This window comes from Stenotrophomonas sp. UBA7606, assembly GCF_002477705.1.
GTDB lineage: Bacteria > Pseudomonadota > Gammaproteobacteria > Xanthomonadales > Xanthomonadaceae > Stenotrophomonas.
Genome location: NZ_DLJW01000004.1, coordinates 1 through 20,469 on the forward strand (window position 1 = coordinate 1; position 20,469 = coordinate 20,469).

16 protein-coding genes are annotated in these 20,469 nt (G+C 65.4%); 4 read left to right on the forward strand and 12 right to left on the reverse strand.

Features of this window, described 5'->3' with window-relative positions:
- Window positions 1-668 (reverse strand): DEAD/DEAH box helicase (locus tag B2527_RS01070; RefSeq protein ID WP_293705625.1); only part of this gene is annotated, 668 nt, incomplete at its 3' end.
- Window positions 669-864: 196 nt separating this feature from the next.
- Between B2527_RS01070 and trxA the strand changes: the two genes are divergently transcribed.
- Together trxA and rho are read left to right on the forward strand one after the other, a co-directional pair.
- Window positions 865-1,194, forward strand: a complete 330-nt coding sequence (gene trxA, locus B2527_RS01075; RefSeq protein ID WP_293705627.1) for a thioredoxin TrxA — start codon at window positions 865-867, stop codon at window positions 1,192-1,194.
- A gap of 230 nt (window positions 1,195-1,424) precedes the next feature.
- Window positions 1,425-3,188, forward strand: coding sequence for a transcription termination factor Rho (gene rho, locus B2527_RS01080; protein ID WP_293705629.1), 1,764 nt, complete (start codon window positions 1,425-1,427; stop codon window positions 3,186-3,188).
- A gap of 313 nt (window positions 3,189-3,501) precedes the next feature.
- On the opposite strand, the gene B2527_RS01085 is transcribed toward rho, so the two are convergent.
- From B2527_RS01085 to B2527_RS01135, 11 genes are all read right to left on the reverse strand, one after another.
- Entirely contained in the window at window positions 3,502-4,383 is an 882-nt protein-coding gene (locus tag B2527_RS01085) for a protein tonB (protein ID WP_293705631.1), read from the reverse strand.
- A 60-nt stretch (window positions 4,384-4,443) separates the two neighbouring features.
- Complete coding sequence (gene aceK, locus B2527_RS01090; protein WP_293705633.1) at window positions 4,444-6,174, reverse strand: bifunctional isocitrate dehydrogenase kinase/phosphatase; 1,731 nt, start codon at window positions 6,172-6,174, stop codon at window positions 4,444-4,446.
- A 420-nt stretch (window positions 6,175-6,594) separates the two neighbouring features.
- The gene (locus tag B2527_RS01095; protein ID WP_293705634.1) at window positions 6,595-7,011 is read right to left on the reverse strand and encodes a roadblock/LC7 domain-containing protein; all 417 of its coding nucleotides are present in this window, start codon (window positions 7,009-7,011) and stop codon (window positions 6,595-6,597) included.
- On the reverse strand, window positions 7,004-7,552 hold the full coding sequence (locus B2527_RS01100) for a GTP-binding protein (RefSeq protein ID WP_293705635.1): 549 nt from the start codon (window positions 7,550-7,552) through the stop codon (window positions 7,004-7,006). The genes B2527_RS01095 and B2527_RS01100 overlap by 8 nt, the downstream gene beginning before the upstream one ends.
- On the reverse strand, window positions 7,549-8,523 hold the full coding sequence (locus B2527_RS01105; protein ID WP_293705636.1) for a hypothetical protein: 975 nt from the start codon (window positions 8,521-8,523) through the stop codon (window positions 7,549-7,551). Before B2527_RS01105 ends, B2527_RS01100 begins: the two co-directional genes overlap by 4 nt.
- 302 nt (window positions 8,524-8,825) lie before the next feature.
- The gene (locus B2527_RS01110) at window positions 8,826-11,057 is read right to left on the reverse strand and encodes an NADP-dependent isocitrate dehydrogenase (protein ID WP_293705637.1); all 2,232 of its coding nucleotides are present in this window, start codon (window positions 11,055-11,057) and stop codon (window positions 8,826-8,828) included.
- A 399-nt stretch (window positions 11,058-11,456) separates the two neighbouring features.
- On the reverse strand, window positions 11,457-11,942 hold the full coding sequence (locus B2527_RS01115) for a hypothetical protein (protein ID WP_293705638.1): 486 nt from the start codon (window positions 11,940-11,942) through the stop codon (window positions 11,457-11,459).
- 50 nt (window positions 11,943-11,992) lie between these two features.
- The gene (locus B2527_RS01120; RefSeq protein ID WP_293705639.1) at window positions 11,993-12,295 is read right to left on the reverse strand and encodes a LysM peptidoglycan-binding domain-containing protein; all 303 of its coding nucleotides are present in this window, start codon (window positions 12,293-12,295) and stop codon (window positions 11,993-11,995) included.
- 95 nt (window positions 12,296-12,390) lie between these two features.
- On the reverse strand, window positions 12,391-13,200 hold the full coding sequence (gene queF, locus B2527_RS01125; protein ID WP_293705640.1) for an NADPH-dependent 7-cyano-7-deazaguanine reductase QueF: 810 nt from the start codon (window positions 13,198-13,200) through the stop codon (window positions 12,391-12,393).
- Window positions 13,201-13,282: 82 nt separating this feature from the next.
- Window positions 13,283-14,146 (reverse strand): DUF4261 domain-containing protein, encoded by an 864-nt coding sequence (locus B2527_RS01130; protein ID WP_293705641.1) that lies wholly within the window; start codon window positions 14,144-14,146, stop codon window positions 13,283-13,285.
- A gap of 45 nt (window positions 14,147-14,191) precedes the next feature.
- Window positions 14,192-15,511, reverse strand: coding sequence for an amidohydrolase (locus tag B2527_RS01135; protein ID WP_293705642.1), 1,320 nt, complete (start codon window positions 15,509-15,511; stop codon window positions 14,192-14,194).
- 440 nt (window positions 15,512-15,951) lie between these two features.
- On the opposite strand from B2527_RS01135, the gene B2527_RS01140 reads away from it, so the two are divergent.
- Window positions 15,952-17,193 (forward strand): efflux RND transporter periplasmic adaptor subunit, encoded by a 1,242-nt coding sequence (locus B2527_RS01140; protein WP_293705643.1) that lies wholly within the window; start codon window positions 15,952-15,954, stop codon window positions 17,191-17,193.
- 48 nt (window positions 17,194-17,241) lie between these two features.
- On the forward strand, window positions 17,242-20,466 hold the full coding sequence (locus B2527_RS01145; protein WP_293705644.1) for an efflux RND transporter permease subunit: 3,225 nt from the start codon (window positions 17,242-17,244) through the stop codon (window positions 20,464-20,466).
- The last annotated feature ends 3 nt before the right edge of the window (window positions 20,467-20,469 follow it).

A 20,469-nucleotide genomic window follows, 5' to 3' on the forward strand; every position in this document is an offset into this window, starting at 1 on the left:
TCCACCACCAGCTTCTGCGGCTCGTTCATGTGCTCGTAGGCCAGCTCCAGCACGCGGTGGCTGAGGGTGGCGCTGAACAGCAGGGTCTGGCGCGTGGTGCGCTCGGGCATGCGCCGCAGCAGGAAGCGGATGTCCTTGATGAAGCCCAGGTCGAACATGCGGTCGGCTTCGTCCAGCACGCAGATTTCGCAGGCGTGCAGCGACACCACCTTGTGCTGCTTGACGTAGTCGATCAGGCGGCCGGGGGTGGCGATGATCACGTCCACGCCCTGCTGCAGCAGCTCGCGCTGCTTGTCGTAATCCACGCCACCGTAGACCAGCGCGAAGCGCAGGCCAGTGTCGGCGGCGAACTTCATCGCGTCCTTGTGGATCTGGATGGCCAGCTCGCGGGTCGGTGCCAGGATCAGCGCACGCGGGTCCTCCGGCTTGCGGTCGGCCAGCGCCGGGCGGGTCAGCAGGCGGTTGGCGACGGCGACCAGGAAGGCCAGCGTCTTGCCGGTACCGGTCTGCGCCTGGCCGGCGACATCGCCGCCCGGCAGGGCCACCGGCAGGGTCAGTGCCTGAATGGGAGTGCAGCGGGTGAAACCCGCACCTTCAAGGCCTGCCAGCAAGGTCGGCTGCAGCTCGAAGGAGGAAAAAGTCACGTCGGTTAGCGGTTTGTCGCTCATTGATTTCGTCTTTGTAGTGCCAGCCGGTCAGTGTGGCCGGGCAGCTTGCATCGATTCGGGCACCGTCGCACACTGCGGCCCCTGCGCCGGGTCGCGCGACGTTGGGCTGTACCCTTTTGTCCGCGCAATGCCCCAGTTTACCGCAATGCGGCCGCCAACCCGGCATGGGCAGTCGCATTGCACCAGGAGACTCCAAGTGAGCGATAAGGTTTTACACGTCGGCGATGCCGACTTCGATAGCGCCGTCCTGCAGTCCGGCGAACCGGTCCTGGTGGATTTCTGGGCCGAATGGTGCGGCCCGTGCAAAATGATTTCCCCGGTTTTGGACGAACTGGCTGACGCCTACGACGGCAAGCTGAAGATCGCCAAGGTCAATGTGGACGAAAACCGCGCCACCGCGGTGAAGTACCACGTGCGCTCGATCCCGATGCTGCTGCTGTTCAAGGATGGCCAGATCCAGGCCACCCAGATCGGCGCGGTCGGCAAGGGCCAGCTGAGCCAGATGATCGACAAGGCCCTGGCCTGACCGATCCGGTCCGGCGGCCCCGCGCCGCCGGCCCCCCCGGGCCGCCTGCCTTACCGTGGCCCAACAAGGTTTTCCGGGCGCTTGCGCGCCCGCGCGTCGCGATGATAGTGTCATTGCATCCGGCAGCATTCGCGTGCCGCACCCCCGGGCGGGTTCTCGTCCGGATTACTCCCAACCAGTTCGCCGCCCTGCCTGGGCGCTCGCACATCCAAGCGAGAGGAATCAAGCACTTGTCCGAGAACACTCCTTCCGAAACCGGGAGCACCGACGCTCCTGTCGAGAAGCGCGTGCGCAAGCCGCGTGTAGCCAAGACCGCAGACACCGGCGATACCACCGCCAGCGCCCCGGCCCAGCCGGCACTGCCGCTGCCCGCCGCTCCGGCCACCGCTGCGCCCGCCCCTGCCCCTGCCCCCGCTCTGGCGGCCACGCCGGCACCGGCTGCCGAATCGGCGCCCGCTCCGGCAGCAGGTAACGCCAACAATGACGCTCCGGCGGCAGGCAATGCCCAGGACGGCGGCGAATCCCGCGCCGACGGCAACAACCCGCAGCAGCGCTACAACAACCCGCAGGGTGGCCAGGGCCAGCAGGGCCAGGGCAACCGCCGCGACCGTTTCCGCAACCGTCGTGACCGCGACCGCAACCGTCAGCGCGACGACAACGGCATGGGCAACGACGGCGGCAACGAGAACTTCGTCCCGCGCCAGATGCCGAGCGTGCCGGAAGGTTTCCCGGTCTATTCGCTGAGCGACCTGAAGAAGATGCCGGCGCAGAAGCTGCTGGAGATCGCCGAGCAGCTGCAGATCTCCGAAGGCGTGGCGCGTGCCCGCAAGCAGGACGTGATCTTCGCCCTGCTCAAGGTGCTGACCCGCCACGGTGACGGCGTCGCCGCTGACGGCGTGCTGGAAATCCTGCCCGACGGCTTCGGCTTCCTGCGCGCGGCCGAGGCCAGCTACCTGGCCGGCCCGGACGACACCTACATCTCGCCCAGCCAGATCCGCCGCTTCAACCTGCGCACCGGTGACTACCTCTCCGGCCGCATCCGCTTCCCGAAGGACGGCGAGCGCTATTTCGCGCTGTCCACGATCGACACGATCAACGGCGAGCCGCTGGAAGCATCCAAGAACAAGGTGCTGTTCGAGAACCTGACCCCGCTGTTCCCGCGCCGCCGCTTCACCCTTGAGCGTGGCAATGGTTCGTCCGAGGACATCACCGGCCGCATCCTCGACCTGATGGCACCGCAGGGCAAGGGCCAGCGCTCGCTCATCGTCTCCCAGCCCAAGGCCGGCAAGACGATGATGATGCAGCAGGTGGCCACCGCCATCACCACCAACCACCCGGACGTGCACCTGATCGTGCTGCTGGTGGACGAGCGCCCGGAAGAAGTGACCGAAATGCAGCGCACCGTGCGCGGCGAAGTGGTCTCCTCGACCTTCGACGAGCCGGCCGCGCGTCACGTGCAGGTTGCCGAAATGGTGATCGAGCGCGCCAAGCGCCTGGTCGAGCACAAGAAGGACGTGGTGATCCTGCTGGACTCGATCACCCGCCTGGCCCGCGCCTACAACAATGTGGTGCCCAGCTCCGGCAAGGTGCTCACCGGTGGTGTGGATGCCAACGCCCTGCACCGCCCGAAGCGCTTCTTCGGTGCCGCACGCAACGTTGAAGAAGGCGGTTCGCTGACCATCATCGCCACCGCGCTGGTTGATACCGGCTCGAAGATGGACGAGGTGATCTACGAAGAGTTCAAGGGCACCGGCAACAGCGAAGTGCACCTGAGCCGCCGCATCGCCGAAAAGCGCGTGTTCCCGGCCATCGACATCAACCGTTCCGGCACCCGCCGCGAAGACCTGCTGATCGAACCGGAACTGCTGCAGAAGATCTGGATCCTGCGCAAGCTGTTGCATCCGATGGATGAAATGGCCGCCATGGAATTCCTGCTGGACAAGATGAAGAACACCAAGTCCAACGACGAGTTCTTCGGTTCGATGAAGCGCTGATTCCTGCCGGAATCGGCTGCAAGCAAAAGCCCCGCGAAAGCGGGGTTTTTGTTTGACGTCATTTGGGCCAGCGGTGCAGGCTTTGTAGCTTGCGCTCCATCTGCAGAGCCAAGCCATGCTCGGCTGGGGGTTCCTGTTGGAGCCTGCCGAGCATGCCTCGGCTCTACGCCCCCTCCCTTTGGCTATAGGCCAAGGAGAGGACTGGGGAGGGGTCGGCTTTCCGCTGAAGGAGGCAACACTGGGTTCACGGCCTGCGCCGCTCCACGCGCGCGCCCCCCCCCCTGCCGAGCATGGCTCGGCACCACCCGCCAGGTCAGCTGCCTTGCAGCGGGGTCAGCAACTGCGGGCCATTGTTGTCGACCAGATTGACGCTGCCATCGGCAAGCGCGTCCGGTGAGAAGCCAGGCTGCTCGCTGTCTTCGCGCCACGGCGCACGCTCACGCGGACCCGGCACATAACTCACCCAGCGCCCTTGATCCTGGCCCTCGGCACCACCGTTGTCCAGCGAGTAGCTGACCGGCACACGCACATTCCAGAACGGTTGAGCAGCACCAGGACCTTGTGTCGGAACCCGGAAGGTCCACTGCCTGGCGCCGGCCACGGCGCTCTTGGCCAACAGCTCGCGCGCACGTCGTTGATCATTCTCCCGGCTGAGGAAGGTAAGGTTCACCTGCTCGGCAAACGCATCTTCGACCTTGCCGTCCCTGCCGACCTTGACCAGCAGGTAGACGCTGCCGGAAACACCGGCACGGAAGGCTTGTTCGGGATAACGCGGCGGTTTCAGCGAGATACGCGCGATGTTCTCCGGATCATCGGCATCGAGCCGCGCGAAATTGATGCCGCGCAGGCTGATTTCATAGCGATCACCCTCCAGTTTGCGGGCGATGACGCGCAGGCTCATCGGTGCCAGCGCACGAACTGCGACGCCATCCCTGAGCACAGGTTCGAAGCGCCACTTCAGCCCCGAATCGCGCACCATGCTCACCACGCCAACGGGCAGCTTGCCCTCGTTGGCCAGCTGCACTGCTGATACCGAGCCGTCGGTCTCGATACTGACTTCGCCTCGGATCACCATGCTGCTTTCAACCCGCTCACGAACCGCCGCTATACCACCGCCACTCCCTGCGCTGGCGGGCACCGGTATCGTAGTCATAAGCAGCGCGCCAAACGCCATGGCCGCAAATACCTTCTGCATCCCACCTCTCCTTGTGTCCGGAAAGAGGATTAAAGCGCGGTCCGTGGATCCCCACAAGCCTCAGGCCAGGCGCAGCGTGCGCGGGTACGGCGGGGTGTCCTGGTACAGGCCTTTCCGGAACCCAGCCTGCAGAGCCTGCCACCATGCTGGATCGAACAGCTCCGCAAAATTTTCCTGCACCAGCTCCAGCGACGACCGCGGCAAACCCATGAACAGCCCGAAGCGCTCGGGGAAGACATCATTAGGCGCGACATGGAACCAGGGCTCGGCCGCCATCGCCTCCTCCTCGCTGCGCGGCTGCGGCCAATGGCGGAAATTGCAGTCGGTGACCAGGCACAACTCGTCATAGTCGTAGAACACCGCCCGTCCGTGGCGTGACACACCAAAGTTCTTCAACAGCATGTCGCCGGGGAAGATGTTGTTGCAGGCCATGTCGCGGATGGCCTGCGCGTAGTCCAGCGCGGCTGCGCGCGCGGCGTCGGTGCCCTGCTCGCGCAGGTACAGATTCAGCGGCCGGAAACGGCGCTGCACATAGCAAAGTGTTATCACCACATCCTCGCCGTCGCGCTGCACGCTCTGGCTGCACTGGTTGAGCAGCTCATCCAGCAGCGCCGGCGCAAACCGGCTGGCCGGGAACCGCAGGTGCCGGTAGGGCTGCGCATCCAGCAGGCGGCCAATGCGGTCCAGGTTGAACACCAGTGCGTACTTGTCTGCGACGTCCTGGCGGCTCATGGTCTTGGGCCAGGCAAAGCGGTCGCGTATCAACTTGAACACCAGCGGGTAGCTGGGCAGGGTGAACACCGCCATCACCATGCCCGGCGTGCCTTCGGCATGCACCAGGTACTCACTGGGGTGCTGCTGGAAGTGGCTGAAGAAGGTGCGGTAACGTTCGGTCTTGCCCTGCTTGGCGCGGCCCAGCACCGTGTAGATCTCATCCACCGGCTTGCCGGGCAGGATGCTGCGCAGGAACACCACCGCGTCAGCCACGGTCGGCAGGTCGGCCTGGAAATAACTGCGCGACACGCCAAACAGATGCGCCACGTCCCGCCGCCGGCTGAGCACGACTTCCACGCGGATGCCGTCGCCATCATTGACCAGGGCAATCACGCAGGGCGAGAAGCGATGCTCGCCGAACACGCGCCCCACCAGGTAGGCGCGACGCTCGCGATAGAACACGGTCTGCAGCAGTTCGATGGCACGTACCGGGTAAGGCCCCCATGCGGCCAGGTCGTCCTGCAGCCGCACCGCGATGGCCGCCGCACAGCGCAGCTGGTGCTGGTACGGCACATCGAAGGCGAAATCCGCCAACAGACGCGAGAACGCCTCGGCCGGTCGCGCCTCGGAAACCGCATAGACGTGCCGCGCCACCGGATGGGTGATGGCGTCGGAGGGCTCGATATCCAGCGCCATGAATTCGATGCTGTCATCCACGCCGTGGGTGGCGAACAGGCGCCGGGTCAGGGTGTTGTAGAACGTCTTGTACAACTCACCATCGATACGGCCATCGATCAAGGCGGCGAAATCGCGTTTGACCTGCGGCCAGAGCAGCCTGGCATCACCCGTGCCGGACAGCAATTGCTGCAGCCGTGTACGGCACTGGCCCACGCTGAGGTCATACAGTTCAATACGCGCGACTGCGTCGGTTTTGGCGGCGGCCCAATCACGGTGCTGGAAGCGCTCGCGGGCACGCCGGCTGATCTGGGCGAAGCCATGGTGGTAATCCTCGAAGCCCTGCGCGATGCAACTGGCAAGGCTGGCGGCCAATGCGCTGTCTGAAGCCGATTCGGTCATGACGGCATGACCTGATGTTGCCGAGATGCTGGATCAATGCAGGTACGGGGCAAGCGCATGCGGGAGATCACCAGGGAGTTGCACTGACCATACGCCACTGGCTGCGGTTCGGGACAGTGTTGGACGCGACGCTGGACGTGGATTGCGCGCTTCACGCCAAAGGCCCCCCTCCCCAACCCTCCCCTTTGCTACGCAAAAGGGAGGGAGCGAAGCGGGCGTTCGCCGGTAACGGGTAACGGGTAACGGGCAGGTGGCAGGTGGCAGGTGGCAGGTGGCAGGCATGATTCGCCCTCTCCCTTGCGCGCAGCGCAGGGGAAGGTTGGGAGGGGTGCTTTGCTTTTGGCTTTGCTTTTGGCTTTGCTTTTGGCTTTGGCTTTGGCTTTGGCTTTGGCTCTGCCTTTTCCGCCACAGCCAACCGCCTCACTGCCCGGACAACTCCGCCTGGATCTTGCGCCCGCATTCGCGGGCGCTCCACAGCACGTGGCCGATCACGCTGCGCTGGCCGCAGGCGGCCATCAGCAACAACGAGCCACGTGGCAAGGGTATGGACTGCATCAACACCTTGCCCTCGCTGGCCTCCAGCATCAGTACTTCCATCGTGCCCAGCGAAAGCTCGCGGCCCACCGCGGTGGCCAATGCCAGCATCGCGCTGGTCATCTCGGCAAGGCGTTCGCCACTGGTCTGCTCGGTGGCCGAATGCGCCAGCGCAAAACCATCGACACTGGCCACCACTGCGGCCCGCACGGCGTCCACCGATGCGGTGAATTCCTGCAGACGCGCATCCACCACCGCTATCTCCCAATCTTCCAGCACAGCGATCCCCCTTGCTTCAGGCATGGTCATCCACCAAGGCAGCGGCTTCCACTTCGCCCATCAACACATCCATCAACAGCATCACCGCCTGTTCCGAGCGTGCATCGATGGGCACCAGCGGCAAGGGCCGGCCAGCGATCTCCTGGACCTTGAGCTGACAACTGTCCAGATCCACCTCCGGCGCCATGTCGAACTTGGACACGCCCACCACGACAGGCACGCCCTGGGCATGCTCACGCACCGCCAACAGGTAGCTCTGCAGTTCCTGTACAACGTCCGGGCTGGAGGCATCGGCCAGGATCACCACGCCGCGCGCGCCCTGCAGCAATACCGGCCAGATGAAGGAAAAACGCTGTTGCCCCGGTGTGCCATACAGGCGCAGCCGGTCACCGTTGGGCAGGTTGACGTCGGCATAGTCCATGGCCACGGTGGTAGCCAATTTGGAGGAGCTGGCATCGGTATTGACGACATCGGTGTCGACCACCGTGCCACCCGCCACCGCCCTTACCAACGTGGACTTGCCGGCCCCCATGGCCCCCAGGATCACGACCTTGTGTTCATTCATGCATTGATACCCGTGCGTTGGCGCACGCTGCGCCACATCCGTGCCAGCAGGGTGCTGGCATTGTGTTTGCTGGGAGCTGCTACCGGCGCAGGCGCCTGCTCCGGCACCCGCACTTCGGCATAACCGCACAGGTAGGCCGAGCGCATGAACCCACGCGTGGCATCCACATCCAGTTCCAGCAAGCGGGTGCATTCCTGCAGGGAGCAGGGCTTTTTCAACAGCAACGAGCACAGCCGGAAACCATCGTGCTGGTGCGCCAGCACGCGGAAGTCCGGCCAGCGCAGCAGGCTGACCGTGGCCTGTTGCTGCAGGCGCCGATCGAAATCGGTCCAATGGTCACCATGCTGCGCCAACTGCCACAGCAAGGGCCGCAGCGGCTGCCGCGGCAGGGTTTCGGCCAGCGCCTGAAAACGGGCGATGGACAACTCCTGCAAGGCCAGCAGTTCGAATACCTCACCCAACTGCTGGGCCAGCCCCGGCCCTTGCTGTGGGTGCAGGTACAGCGGCACCGCCTGGTCGTGCTCGAAATCGATCAGCAGCTGCGGCTGCCCCTGCAGGGTGAGCAACGCACGGCCGGCCTTCTCCTGCAGCCGCTGGCGCAGCAGGCGGGTCACCTGTTTTGCGCCGCTGGCAAGGAACAGACCATCGGTGGTGACTGCCTGAGCCGGCGGTTGCGGCGCCAGTGCGCGCTGGATCTGCGCATCATCAAGGTAGACCAGGTGGGCGGCGCGGCCATCATGTACGACGCCGGCATCGTCGTGCATCCACAGGCGCATGCCCGGCCGTTTGCTGGCCATGTGCTGGGCCGCACTACGCAGTGCGGGCGTGTCCCGCACCAGCAGCAGGTCGCACTGGTCAAGATCCACACAACGCTGCAACGCTTCCGGTGGCAACCCGGCAACCTGCCGCAGACGTCCCAGCAGAACCTGCTCTTCACGCGTGTCCGAGCCTACTACCAGCACTCTGGTCATGCCGTTTCCCCTTTGGACGCGCTTGCGTCATGCAATTCCCTGCGTGTCGAATCAGGCTAGTCCAGAAGCCCGCTGTGAAAGGGTGATTGCTCCCACAGTTCGATTTGTCAGTGCTGTTTTCACACACGACCTTGGTCTTAGTGGCATGCGGTAAGCGAACAGCACAGGCGTTTTCCCCAGTCGTCCCCGGCCTGGTCGTAACAGCCATTCACCCTGCAACAGAAAAGCCTGCATCCGTCATCCGGATGCAGGCTTGATTGTGTAACGACGATTGTCCAGCGCTACGCCGTTGCTTGCTTTGCTCAGGCCTTCAGGCTGGCAATGGCGGCGTTGAGCGTGGCGCTCGGGCGCATCGCCGGGCCGGCCTTGGCCAGGTCCGGGCGGTAGTAGCCGCCGATGTCCACGGCCTTGCCCTGCACCGCCGCCAGCTCGTCGACGATCTTCTGCTCGTTGCTGGTCAATGCCTCGGCCAGCGGTGCGAACTTGGCCTTCAGCGCGGCATCGTCATTCTGCTCGGCCAGCGCCTGTGCCCAGTACATGGCCAGGTAGAAGTGGCTCCCACGGTTGTCGATGCCACCGAGCTTGCGCGAGGGCGACTTGTCGTTGTCCAGGAACTTGCCGTTGGCCGCGTCCAGCGCATTGGCCAGCACGCTGGCACCCTTGTTGTCGTAACGCTGGCCCAGGTGCTCCAGCGAGGCGGCCAGGGCCAGGAACTCACCCAGCGAATCCCAGCGCAGGTAATCCTCTTCGACGAACTGCTGCACGTGCTTCGGGGCCGAGCCGCCGGCACCGGTCTCGAACAGGCCGCCACCGGCCATCAGCGGCACGATCGACAGCATCTTGGCGCTGGTGCCCAGCTCCAGGATCGGGAACAGGTCGGTGAGGTAGTCACGCAGCACGTTGCCGGTCACCGAGATGGTGTCCTGGCCCTTGCGGATGCGCTCCAGCGACACCGCGGTAGCTTCTTCCGGCGACAGGATGCGGATGTCCAGGCCGTTGGTGTCGTGGTCCTTGAGGTACTTCTCGACCTTGGCGATCACCTGCGCATCGTGGGCGCGCTTGCTGTCCAGCCAGAACAGCGCCGGGGTATTGCTCAGGCGGGCGCGGCTGACGGCCAGCTTCACCCAGTCCTGGATCGGCGCGTCCTTGGTCTGGCACATGCGCCAGATGTCACCGGCTTCGACAGCGTGTTCGAACACGACATTGCCGGCCTCGTCGGTGACCTTGACCACGCCATCGGCAGCGATCTGGAAGGTCTTGTCGTGCGAGCCGTATTCCTCAGCCTTCTGCGCCATCAGGCCAACGTTCGGCACCGAGCCCATGGTGGCCGGGTTGAACGCGCCGTGTGCCTTGCAGTCGTCGATGACGGCCTGGTACACGCCGGCGTAGCAGCGGTCGGGAATGATGGCCTTGGTGTCCTGCAGCTTGCCTTCGGCGTTCCACATCTTGCCGGAGTCACGGATCATCGCCGGCATCGAGGCGTCGACGATCACGTCCGACGGCACGTGCAGGTTGGTGATGCCCTTGTCCGAGTTGACCATGGCCACGGCCGGGCGCTTGGCGTACTCGGCGGCGATGTCGGCCTTGATCGCTTCCTGCTCGGCTTCCGGCAGCTGCGACAGGCGTGCGTACAGGTCGCCGATGCCGTTGTTGGCATCAAAACCCACCTGCTTGAGCGTATCGGCGTGCTTGGCCAGCACGTCCTTGTAGAACTCCTCGACCACGACGCCGAACATGATCGGATCGGAGACCTTCATCATGGTCGCCTTCAGGTGCAGCGAGAACAGCACGCCCTGCGCCTTGGCATCAGCAATCTGTGCATCGACGAAGGCAGCCAGCGCCTTGCGGTTCATCACCGCGGCATCGACGATCTCGCCGGCCTTGACCGCGGTCTTTTCCTTCAGCACGACGGTGTTGCCGTCGTTCTGCACCAGCGCGATCTTCAGGCTGCCGGCGTTGGCGATGGTGGCCGACTTCTCGCTGCCGTAGAAGTCACCGCCGTCCATGTGCGCGACATGCGACTTGGAGTCGGCGGTCCAGGCGCCCATGCGGTGCGGGTGCTTGCGCGCGTAGTTCTTCACCGACAGCGGTGCGCGACGGTCGGAGTTGCCTTCGCGCAGCACCGGGTTGACCGCGCTGCCCTTGATCTTGTCGTAGCGCGCCTTGATGTCGCGCGAGACGTCGTCGGTGGGTGCGTCCGGATAGTTCGGCAGGATGAAACCCTGGTCCTGCAGTTCCTTGATCGCGGCCTTGAGCTGCGGCACCGAGGCCGACACGTTCGGCAGCTTGATGATGTTGGCTTCCGGCTTGGTCGCCAGCTCGCCCAGTTCGGCCAGGTCATCGCTGATCTTCTGGTCGTCCTTCAGGAAATCCGGGAACTGCGACAGGATGCGACCGGACAGCGAGATGTCGCGGGTTTCGACGGCAATGCCGGCGGTCGCGGTAAAGGCATCGACGATCGGCAGCAGCGACTGCGTGGCCAGGAACGGAGCTTCGTCGGTGAGCGTGTAGATGATCTTCGGCGTATTCGACATGGGGGCAAAAACTCTCTTGCTGACGGATGCGTGACAGGATGGCAGCGGCGTTGAAGCAGGCAGTCGGCCATCCAGTGGGCCAGCGCACTCGTCCCTACCCGGCTGCCGAGTGGGAAACCTCTGCATTGTCGCGTTTTCAGGCGGGGCGGGCAAAAAAAACCATACGCAAAGGTAGGGAACAGTGCGTGCCAGCCTGCCGCAGAACGGCGCAGGCCTTGTGCTGGCTTGGCTGGCGGCGGCACGCCCGTTGCCAGTCTCAACTGCAACGGTTGCTGCTGTCACCAACACCCGCCCGACACTGCGCAAAACCGGCGCAGCAGACATAAAAAAGGCGCAGCCTCGCGGCTGCGCCCATGCGTTTCACCGGCGGGAGAGAGTTGCGCCAGTGGACGCCCTACCTCACTTGACCTCGAACTGCTGCGGCATGCCAGCCGCCTTGCCGTCGACGGTGACCTCGGCGGTGTACTTGCCGGCCGGCCAACCCGAGGGCTTGGTGAATTCGATGTTGGTGGTTTCCGCCGCCGTGGTGTTGAGCGCGACCGACTGTTCGCCAGCAACCTGGCCATCCTGATAGGTCAGCTTGGCTGCCACGTTCGCATTGGTGGCGGTGCCATCGGTCTTGATCGAAACGATGATCTTGTCCTTGGCAGCCAAGGTGGCAACCGGCGCCACCGTCTTGTCGGCGGCGGCAGTGTTGCCCACGGTCACCGAGGTCACGGTCACGGCCGGCGCTGCCGGAGTCGGCTCCGGAACCGGGGCCGGGGCCGGGGTGCTGGCGGCCGGCGGCGGGGTGGTCACCGCCTCTTCCTTCTTCTTGCAGCCGACCAGGGCGACGGCGCCCACTACGGCGATCATCAGGGCACTGCTGAGCGAAGTCTTCTTCATGGATTGCTCCGGTAAAAGTTGGGAATGAACAGCGCAGCTTCCGAAAGGGATCAACCCTGGCGCGCGGGAATCTTCAGGCTCTGCCCCGGGAAAATCTTGTCCGGGTCATCGAGCACATCCCGGTTGGCCTCGAAGATCTGCTTCCACGCATTGGCATCGCCAAGCAGGTTCTTGGCGATCTTCGACAGGTTGTCGCCCTTCTGCACCGTGTACTGCTGTTCGCCGACGATCTCCGCAGTGGTATCCACCTTGGCCGTGACGTCGGAAAAATCTGCCTTCGGCGCAACCTCGGCGGTGGTATCCACCTTGGAAGTCACATCCGAAAAATCTGCCTTCTTGTCGGTACTGCTCATCCAGGTTGCTCCTCCGTGGCTGACAGCAACGATGGCACGACGCCTGTTAAGGTTTCATCGCGCCAACGTAAAAACCGGCGTACGCAGCTGAATGTTTATTGACGCAGATCGCGGATTGCCGGGCTGGCGCCGAAACCCGGGGTCGCCCGGCGCGGATTGATGTCCAGGCCGCCGCGGCGGGTATAACGCGCCTCCACCTCCAGCTGGGTAGGCCGGCAGCACTGCAACAGCTCATTGAAGATCCGCTCCACGCACTGCTCGTGGAACTCGGCGTGGTCTCGGTAGCTGACCAGGTAGCGCAGCAGGCCCTCGCGATCGATGCGCGGCCCCCGGTAGCGGATGCTGACGCTGGCCCAGTCAGGCTGGCCGGTCACCGGGCAGTTGGACTTGAGCAGGGCCGAATGCAGGGTTTCGGCCACTTCGCCGCCGCCATCGGCCAGCAGATAGCCGGCGTCGGGCGGGCCGTAACAGTCGATGTCCACGTCCAGGTGGTCGATGGACTGGCCCGGAGCGGGCAGCATCGGCGGCAGGCCAAACTCGATCGCTACATCGGCACCGGCACAGGCCGACAGGTCGGTGGCGATACGCTCGCGCACCGCCTCGGGGCGGTTGAAACGGCTGCTGTTGAGCGAATTCAGGTACAGCTTGAGCGACTTGGACTCGATCAGGTTCGGTGAGGTCGCCGGCACCCGGATGGTGGCGGTCGCCACGCAGGGCTTGCCGCGCGCGTCCAACCACCCCAGCTCATAGGCATGCCAGCGGTCCTCACCGACGAACGGCAGCTCGCCGTCCAGCCCGATCTCGGCGCGGGCGCCGGCGCGGGGAATGGGGAACAGCAGACTGGCGTCGTACTGGCGGGGGTAATCGACCTCGCGGCCGAGGCTGGAATCTTGGGGAGTGTTCATCGAGGCAATTGTAATTGCCCCTGCTTGAGCGCCGGATATACCAGAACTGCCTTTCGACAGTGCGCCGGGGCTGCAGGCGGCTTCAGTTCAGCAGTCGCGACCACCACGACCTGCCCGATCTGGCCTGCGGGAATTCTTCCGTCTGCAGGCGCATCACCTGACGTTCCGGATCGAGCGCCGAGCGACCATAGACCACCCGGATCCGCTCTTCAGCGGTCGCGCCGAGGGTGTCGCCATCAGCGATCACCATGCCGTTCTCGATCAGGTAATCAACGATGCCGGTGAGGCGGCTGAACACCTCCTGCGCACCGTCCGCGGTTTCGGGGATTTCGATGTCCATCAACCCCAGCATGTCCATGCCGCGGGTGTGGCCGGTCATCACGCCGTCCGGGCGTGCACCCACGTTGATCGCCACCCAGGCAATCGGCATCGGTCCGGGCAGGCTGGCCTGGGCCAACTCACGGAACAGGGCCGGCAACACCACATGGTTGGCGCTGCCCAGGTAGACCGCCTGGATGCTGCCGGACACGGCCACCGCCGAGGCCAGCACGCGGCTGAGCAGTGCGGCCTGGGCGACCAGATCGGTGTCCTGACCGTCATCACTGAACCGCATCACCGTGACAATGGTATGCGCTGCGTAATCCACCGGGGCCGGCGTGGCCTCCGGCCATAGCCGGCTATGCGCGCAGATCTGGTCAATGTCACCGCCGATCTGCACCGGGATCGGCATCAATGCGATCAGGTAATCCCCGTACTCCAGGCACTGCATCGGCGAATCGTCATCGTCGGCATCCGCGGCCGTGCCGGCTTCGGCGCGTGCGTCGCCCAACCGCAGCAACGACGGGTCCAGGTCGGGCCAGTCGCTGTGCATCTGCGCCAGCAGGGTTTCGGCGGTGAACGCGGGGTCGAGCTGCGATTGCAGCAACATGGCCAAGCTGGCGCCCATGGGGCTGTCCTTCTTCCTTGCAGGGGCCCGTGACACTACCGGGACTCAACCCGCCTTGCCACCGTGCAGGTAATCGAGCGAGACCTGCAGCAGCGCGCGCAAGCCCACGTCCAGTGCCTTTTCGTCCAGCAGGAACTTGGGCGAGTGGTTGCTGGGCGCGGTGGCCGGGTCGATGCCGGCACCGGTGGAGCCGACGAAGAAGAACATCGCCGGCACCTGCTGTGCGTACAGCGAGAAGTCCTCCGAGCCCATCTGCAGTGGCGGCTCATAGACATTGGTCTTGCCCACCACCGCCTGCAGGCTGGGCAGCATGCGCGCAGTCAGTGCAGGATCGTTGACGGTCGCCGGATTGCCATCGTTCTCGTAGATGTCGGTGACGGCGGTGGCACCGTGGGCGGCAGCGGTGTGTTCGGCGACATTGCGCAGGTCGGCAAAGATCTGCTTGCGCATGTCCGGGTCGAAGGTGCGGATGGTGCCCACCATCTCCACCGAATCGGGAATGATGTTGTAGCGGATACCACCCTTGATCGCCCCGAATGTCAGCACTGCCGGCTGCTTGGACAGGTTGGCGCGACGGCTGACGATGGTCTGCGCGGTCCCTATCAGATCGGAGGCCGCAACAATCGGATCAACGCCGTTCCACGGTGCCGAGCCATGCGTCTGGCGACCGTTGACGGTGATGCCGAAGCGATCGGAAGCCGCCATCAGCGGCCCGCCGCGCACGGCGATCTGGCCCGCCTGCACACTGGAGAACACGTGCAGGCCAAACACCGCCTCCGGCTTGAAGTCCTTGAACAGGCCTTCCTTCAGCATCAGGTCGGCACCGCCCTGCTCCGGCGGCGGCGCGCCTTCCTCGGCCGGCTGGAAGATCAGCATCACTTCCCCGGGCAGCTTGTCGCGCATCGCGACCAAAGCGTCGGCCACGCCCAGCAGGGTTGCGGTGTGCGCATCGTGGCCACAGGCATGCATCACCCCGACCTGCTCGCCGCGGTATTCGGCGGTGGCCTTGGAGGCGAACGGCAGGCCGGTCTGTTCGGTGACCGGCAATGCGTCCATGTCCGCGCGCAGGGCGATCTTCGGGCCGGGCAGGCCGCCCTTGATGATGGCGACCACGCCGTGCACCGCCACGCCGGTCTTCGGACTCAGACCCATCGCGCGCAGGCGCTCAGCGACCTTGGCCGCGGTGCGTTCTTCGCGATTGGAGAGTTCCGGATGAGCGTGGAAGTCGCGACGCCAATCCACCACCTGCTGCTGCAGGCGAGTGGCGGCTGCCGCCACCTCCGGCCGCTGTGCGGCATCCTGGCCCTGCGCCAACGGGGCAAGTGCGCAAAGCATGGCAGTCAGCAACACGGTCTTGCGGGCCATCGGCAACGCTCCTTCCTATCGTGGATGGAGAGAATGTAGGCCAATCGTGGGGTAAGCAGCCAGCAGCGGTGGACAGGCGCGCTGCAGGTAAAGCGGAACCGCCCGCTTAGGTAGTGCCGAGCCATGCTCGGCAAGGGCTGTCCCCGCACCCCATGTGCGTGCACCATCGGAGCGGGGGCCGGCGGTCGTTCCGACGGGCTTGCCGGCGCGGTTGATGCCGCGCCCACAACATTCCCGTGGGTTGATGTAGTCACGGGGACGCCCCTTGCCGAGCAGGGCTCGGCACTACGAAACCGAGTCAACCGATGCGTCGATGGAACGTTCATCACCTGCACGGGTCTGTATGCGTGGCCCATCGGTCATGCCTCCATGACTACAGGTGCAGAGGTATCCTCTGCGCCTTGCTTGCCCTCCCCTACCGGTTGCTCAGGAGTTTCCGCATGTCGCGTTTCTGGAAGATCGTACTGCTGGTCATCGCAGTGCTGCTTGTGGCCCTCATCGGCTACCGGGTGATGGGCGGGGGCAAACAGGCGGGTGGCAACCCCGCCAGTGGTCAGGGACAGGGGCGCGGGGCAGATGCCGACAAGGACCCGGTACCGGTCACCGCCGTGGCGGCCGAACAGAAGGATGTACCGGTCTATGTGACTGCACAGGGCACGGTCACCGCCTTCAACACTGTCACCGTCAGCCCACAGGTCGGCGGCGAACTGCTGAGCGTCAACTTCCGCGAAGGGCAGGCCGTCAAGAAGGGCGAGCTGCTGGCGCAGATCGACCCGCGCACCTTCCAGGCGGCCTATGACCAGGCCGTGGCCAGCAAGCGCCAGAACCAGGCACTGCTGGCCACCGCCCAGTCCAACTACGAACGTTCCAACTCGCCCGAGTACCGGCAGTTCGTGGCACAGACCGACCTGACCACCCTGCGCAACCAGGTCACCCAGTACCAGGCCGCCGTCGCCGCGGCACAGGCCTCGGCCGACCAGGCCAAGGTGCAGTTGGACTACACCCGCATCACCTCGCCGATCAGCGGTACCACCGGCATCCGCGCGGTTGACCCGGGCAATGTGGTCAGTGCCGGCAGCCAGATCGTCACCATCACCCAGCTGCAGCCGGTCTACGTGCTGTTCAACCTGCCCGAGCAGCAGCTGGATGCCGTGCGCAGCGCGCAGGCTGCAGGGCCGTTGCAGACCGCCACCCTGGACCGCGCCGGCGGCAGCGTGGTCAACGACGAGGGCAGGCTGCAGGTGGTGGACAACCAGATCAGCAGCAGCAGCGGCACCTTCCGCCTGCGCGCCGAGTTCCCCAATGCCGACGCGGCATTGTGGCCCGGCCAGTTCGTCAACGTACGGATGAAGCTCAACGAGCTGCCCGGCGCCGTGGTGGTACCGGCCGAAGCCGTGCAACGTGGCAGCAACGGTGATTTCGTCTACCTGATCAAAGCCGACAACACCGTGACCCTGCGCGATGTGGTGCAGAGCGGTCAGGTGGATGACACCCATGTGGTGATCGGCAAGGGCCTGCAGGCCGGCGACAAGGTGGTCACGGAAGGTCAGTTCCGGTTGAAGGAAGGCAGCAAGGTCAACGCCCTGGCACCGGGTCAGGCACCGCCGGCACCGACCGAGGAACAGCTCAAGGCGGCCAGCCAGAAGGGCAGCCGTGGTGGACGCGGTGGCCCGCCGCGCTGACGCGCAGGCTGCCACCCGCCTCCCCTCCCCCCGCACCAGGAATACACCGTGGGCTTCTCGACTCTTTTCATCCGCCGCCCGATCGCCACCTCGCTGTTGATGGTCGGGTTGATGCTGCTGGGCATCCTTGGCTACCAGCGTCTGCCGGTAGCGGCCCTGCCCGAGATCGAGGCGCCCAGCCTGGTGGTGACCACCCAGTACCCGGGTGCCAGCGCGCAGACCATGGCGTCACTGGTGACCACGCCGCTGGAGCGGCAGCTGGGCCAGATCTCGGGCCTGGACATGATGACCTCCGACTCCTCGGCGGGCCTGTCCAGCATCGTGCTGCAGTTCTCGATGGAACGTGACATCGACACCGCCGCGCAGGACGTGCAGGCGGCGATCCGCCAGGCCACCCTGCCCAGCTCGCTGCCCTACCAGCCGGTCTACAACCGGGTGAACCCGGCCGATGCGCCGATCCTGACCCTCAAGCTGTCCTCCGACACGCGGGCCCTGCGCGAGGTCAACGACCTGGCCGATTCGATCCTGGCCCAGCGCCTGTCGCAGACCGACGGTGTGGGCCTGGTCTCCATTGCCGGCAACGTGCGCCCGGCCGTGCGCATCCAGGTAAACCCGGCGCAACTGGCCAACATGGGCATGACCCTGGAAGACCTGCGCAGCGCGCTCACCCAGGCCAACGTCAACGCGCCCAAGGGGTCGCTCAACGGCAAGACCCAGAGCTACACGCTGTCCACCAATGACCAGCTCAGTGACGCGGCCGACTACAACGATGTGATCGTGCGCTACCAGAACGGCGCGCCGGTGCGGTTGCGCGATGTGGCCAGCGTGGTTGACGGCGTGGAGAACGACCAGATCGCGGCCTGGGCCGATGGCAAGCCGGCGGTGCTGCTGGAAGTGCGCCGCCAACCCGGCGCCAACATCGTCAAGACGGTGGAGAACATCCGCCAGCTGCTGCCCAGCCTGCAGGGCATGCTGCCGGCCGACGTCAAGCTGGACGTGTTCTCCGACCGCACCGTCACCATCCGCGCCTCGGTGCATGACGTGCAGTTCACCCTGGTGCTCACCATCTGCCTGGTGGTGGCGGTGATCTTCGTGTTCCTGCGCCGCTTGTGGGCCACGGTGATCCCGTCGGTGGCGGTGCCGTTGTCGCTGATGGGCACCTTCGGGGTGATGGCCTTCGCCGGCATGTCGCTGGACAACCTGTCGCTGATGGCACTGACCGTGGCCACCGGCTTCGTGGTCGACGATGCGATCGTGATGATCGAGAACATCGTGCGCTACATCGAGAAGGGCAAGGACGGCCCGGAGGCGGCTGAGATCGGCTCGCGCGAGATCGGCTTCACCGTGCTGTCGCTGACCGTGTCACTGATCGCGGTGTTCCTGCCGCTGATCCTGATGCCCGGCGTCACCGGCCGCCTGTTCCACGAATTCGCCTGGGTGCTGACGATCGCCGTGTCGATCTCGATGCTGATCTCGCTGACACTCACCCCGATGATGTGCGCCTACCTGCTCAAGCCCGACGCCCTGCCCGAGGGCGACGACGCGCACGAACGGGCCGCGGCCGAAGGCCGCAGCAACCTGTGGACGCGCATCGTGCACCTGTACGAGCGCACCCTGGACTGGGTGCTGGAGCACCAGCCGCTGACCTTGACCATCGCCCTGGCCTCGGTCGCGCTGACCGTGCTGCTGTACATGCTGATCCCCAAGGGCCTGCTGCCCGACCAGGACACCGGCATGGTCACCGGCGTGGTCATCGCCGACCAGAACGTGGCCTTCGACCAGATGCAGCAGCGCACCCAGGCGGTAGCCGCCGCACTGCAGGGCGACGCCGCGGTCAGCGGCATTGCCGCCTATATCGGCGCTGGCAGCATGAACCCCACCCTCAACCAGGGCCAGCTGAGCATCGTGCTCAAGGACCGCGGTGATCGCGACGGGCTGGACGTGATCCTGCCGCGCCTGCAGGCCGCCGCCGCGCATATCCCCGGCATCGCCCTGTACCTGAAACCGGTGCAGGACGTGACCCTGGACACCCGCGTGGCCGCCACCGCCTACCAGTTCTCGCTGTCGGACATGGACAGCACCGAGCTGGCCGCGCAGACCGAGCGCGTCACCGATGCGCTGCGCCGCCTGCCCGAGCTGGCCGACGTCGACAACAACCTGGCAAATCACGGCCGCGCCCTGCACGTGGAAGTGGACCGCGACAAGGCCAGCCGTTACGGCGTGCCGATGCAGACCATCGACGACACGCTGTACGACGCCTATGGGCAGCGCCAGATCTCGACCATCTTCACCCAGCTCAACCAGTACCGCGTGGTGCTGGAAGTGGCACCGGAGTTCCGTACCGCCGATGCGCTGATGAACCAGCTGGCGATCGGCAGCAACGGCAGCGGCACGCTCAGCGGCAGCAATGCCACCACTCTGGGCCAGGTGAGCTCCAGCAACTCGTCCACCGCCACCGGCATCGGCAACAGCAATACCGGCATCGCCCTGGGCGGTGGCGGCAGCATCCCGCTGTCGGCCATCGCCACCGCCACCCAGGGCAGCGCACCGTTGATCGTCAGCCACCAGCAGCAGCTGCCGTCGGCGACCATCTCGTTCAACCTGGCCCCGGGTTACTCGCTGTCCGAAGGCGTGGACGCCATCAACAAGGCCGTGGCCGAGCTGCAGCTGCCCGATCAGATGCAGGCACAGTTCATCGGCACGGCAGCCGAGTTCTCCAGCAGCCAGACCGACGTGATCCTGTTGCTGCTGGCCGCCATCGCGGTGATCTACATCGTGCTGGGCGTGCTGTACGAAAGCTGGATCCACCCGCTGACCATCATCTCGACCCTGCCGCCGGCGGGCGTGGGCGCGCTGCTGGCGCTGTACCTGTGTGGCATGAGCCTGTCGGTGGACGGCATCGTCGGCATCGTGCTGCTGATCGGCATCGTCAAGAAGAACGCGATCATGATGATCGACTTCGCGCTGGATGCGCAGCGTGCGGGCGCCAACGCCCATGAGGCGATCCGCCGTGCCTGCCTGCTGCGCTTCCGCCCGATCATGATGACCACCGCGGCGGCCATGCTGGGCGCGCTGCCGCTGGCACTGGGCACCGGCATTGGCTCGGAACTGCGGCGGCCGCTGGGCGTGGCCATCGTCGGCGGCCTGCTGCTGTCGCAACTGGTCACCCTGTACACCACGCCGGTGATCTACCTGTACTTCGAGCGCATGTCGCAGTGGGCGGCCAAGCGCCGCGAGCAACGTGCGGCCGCCCGCCTGCAGACGGCACGGTAAGCG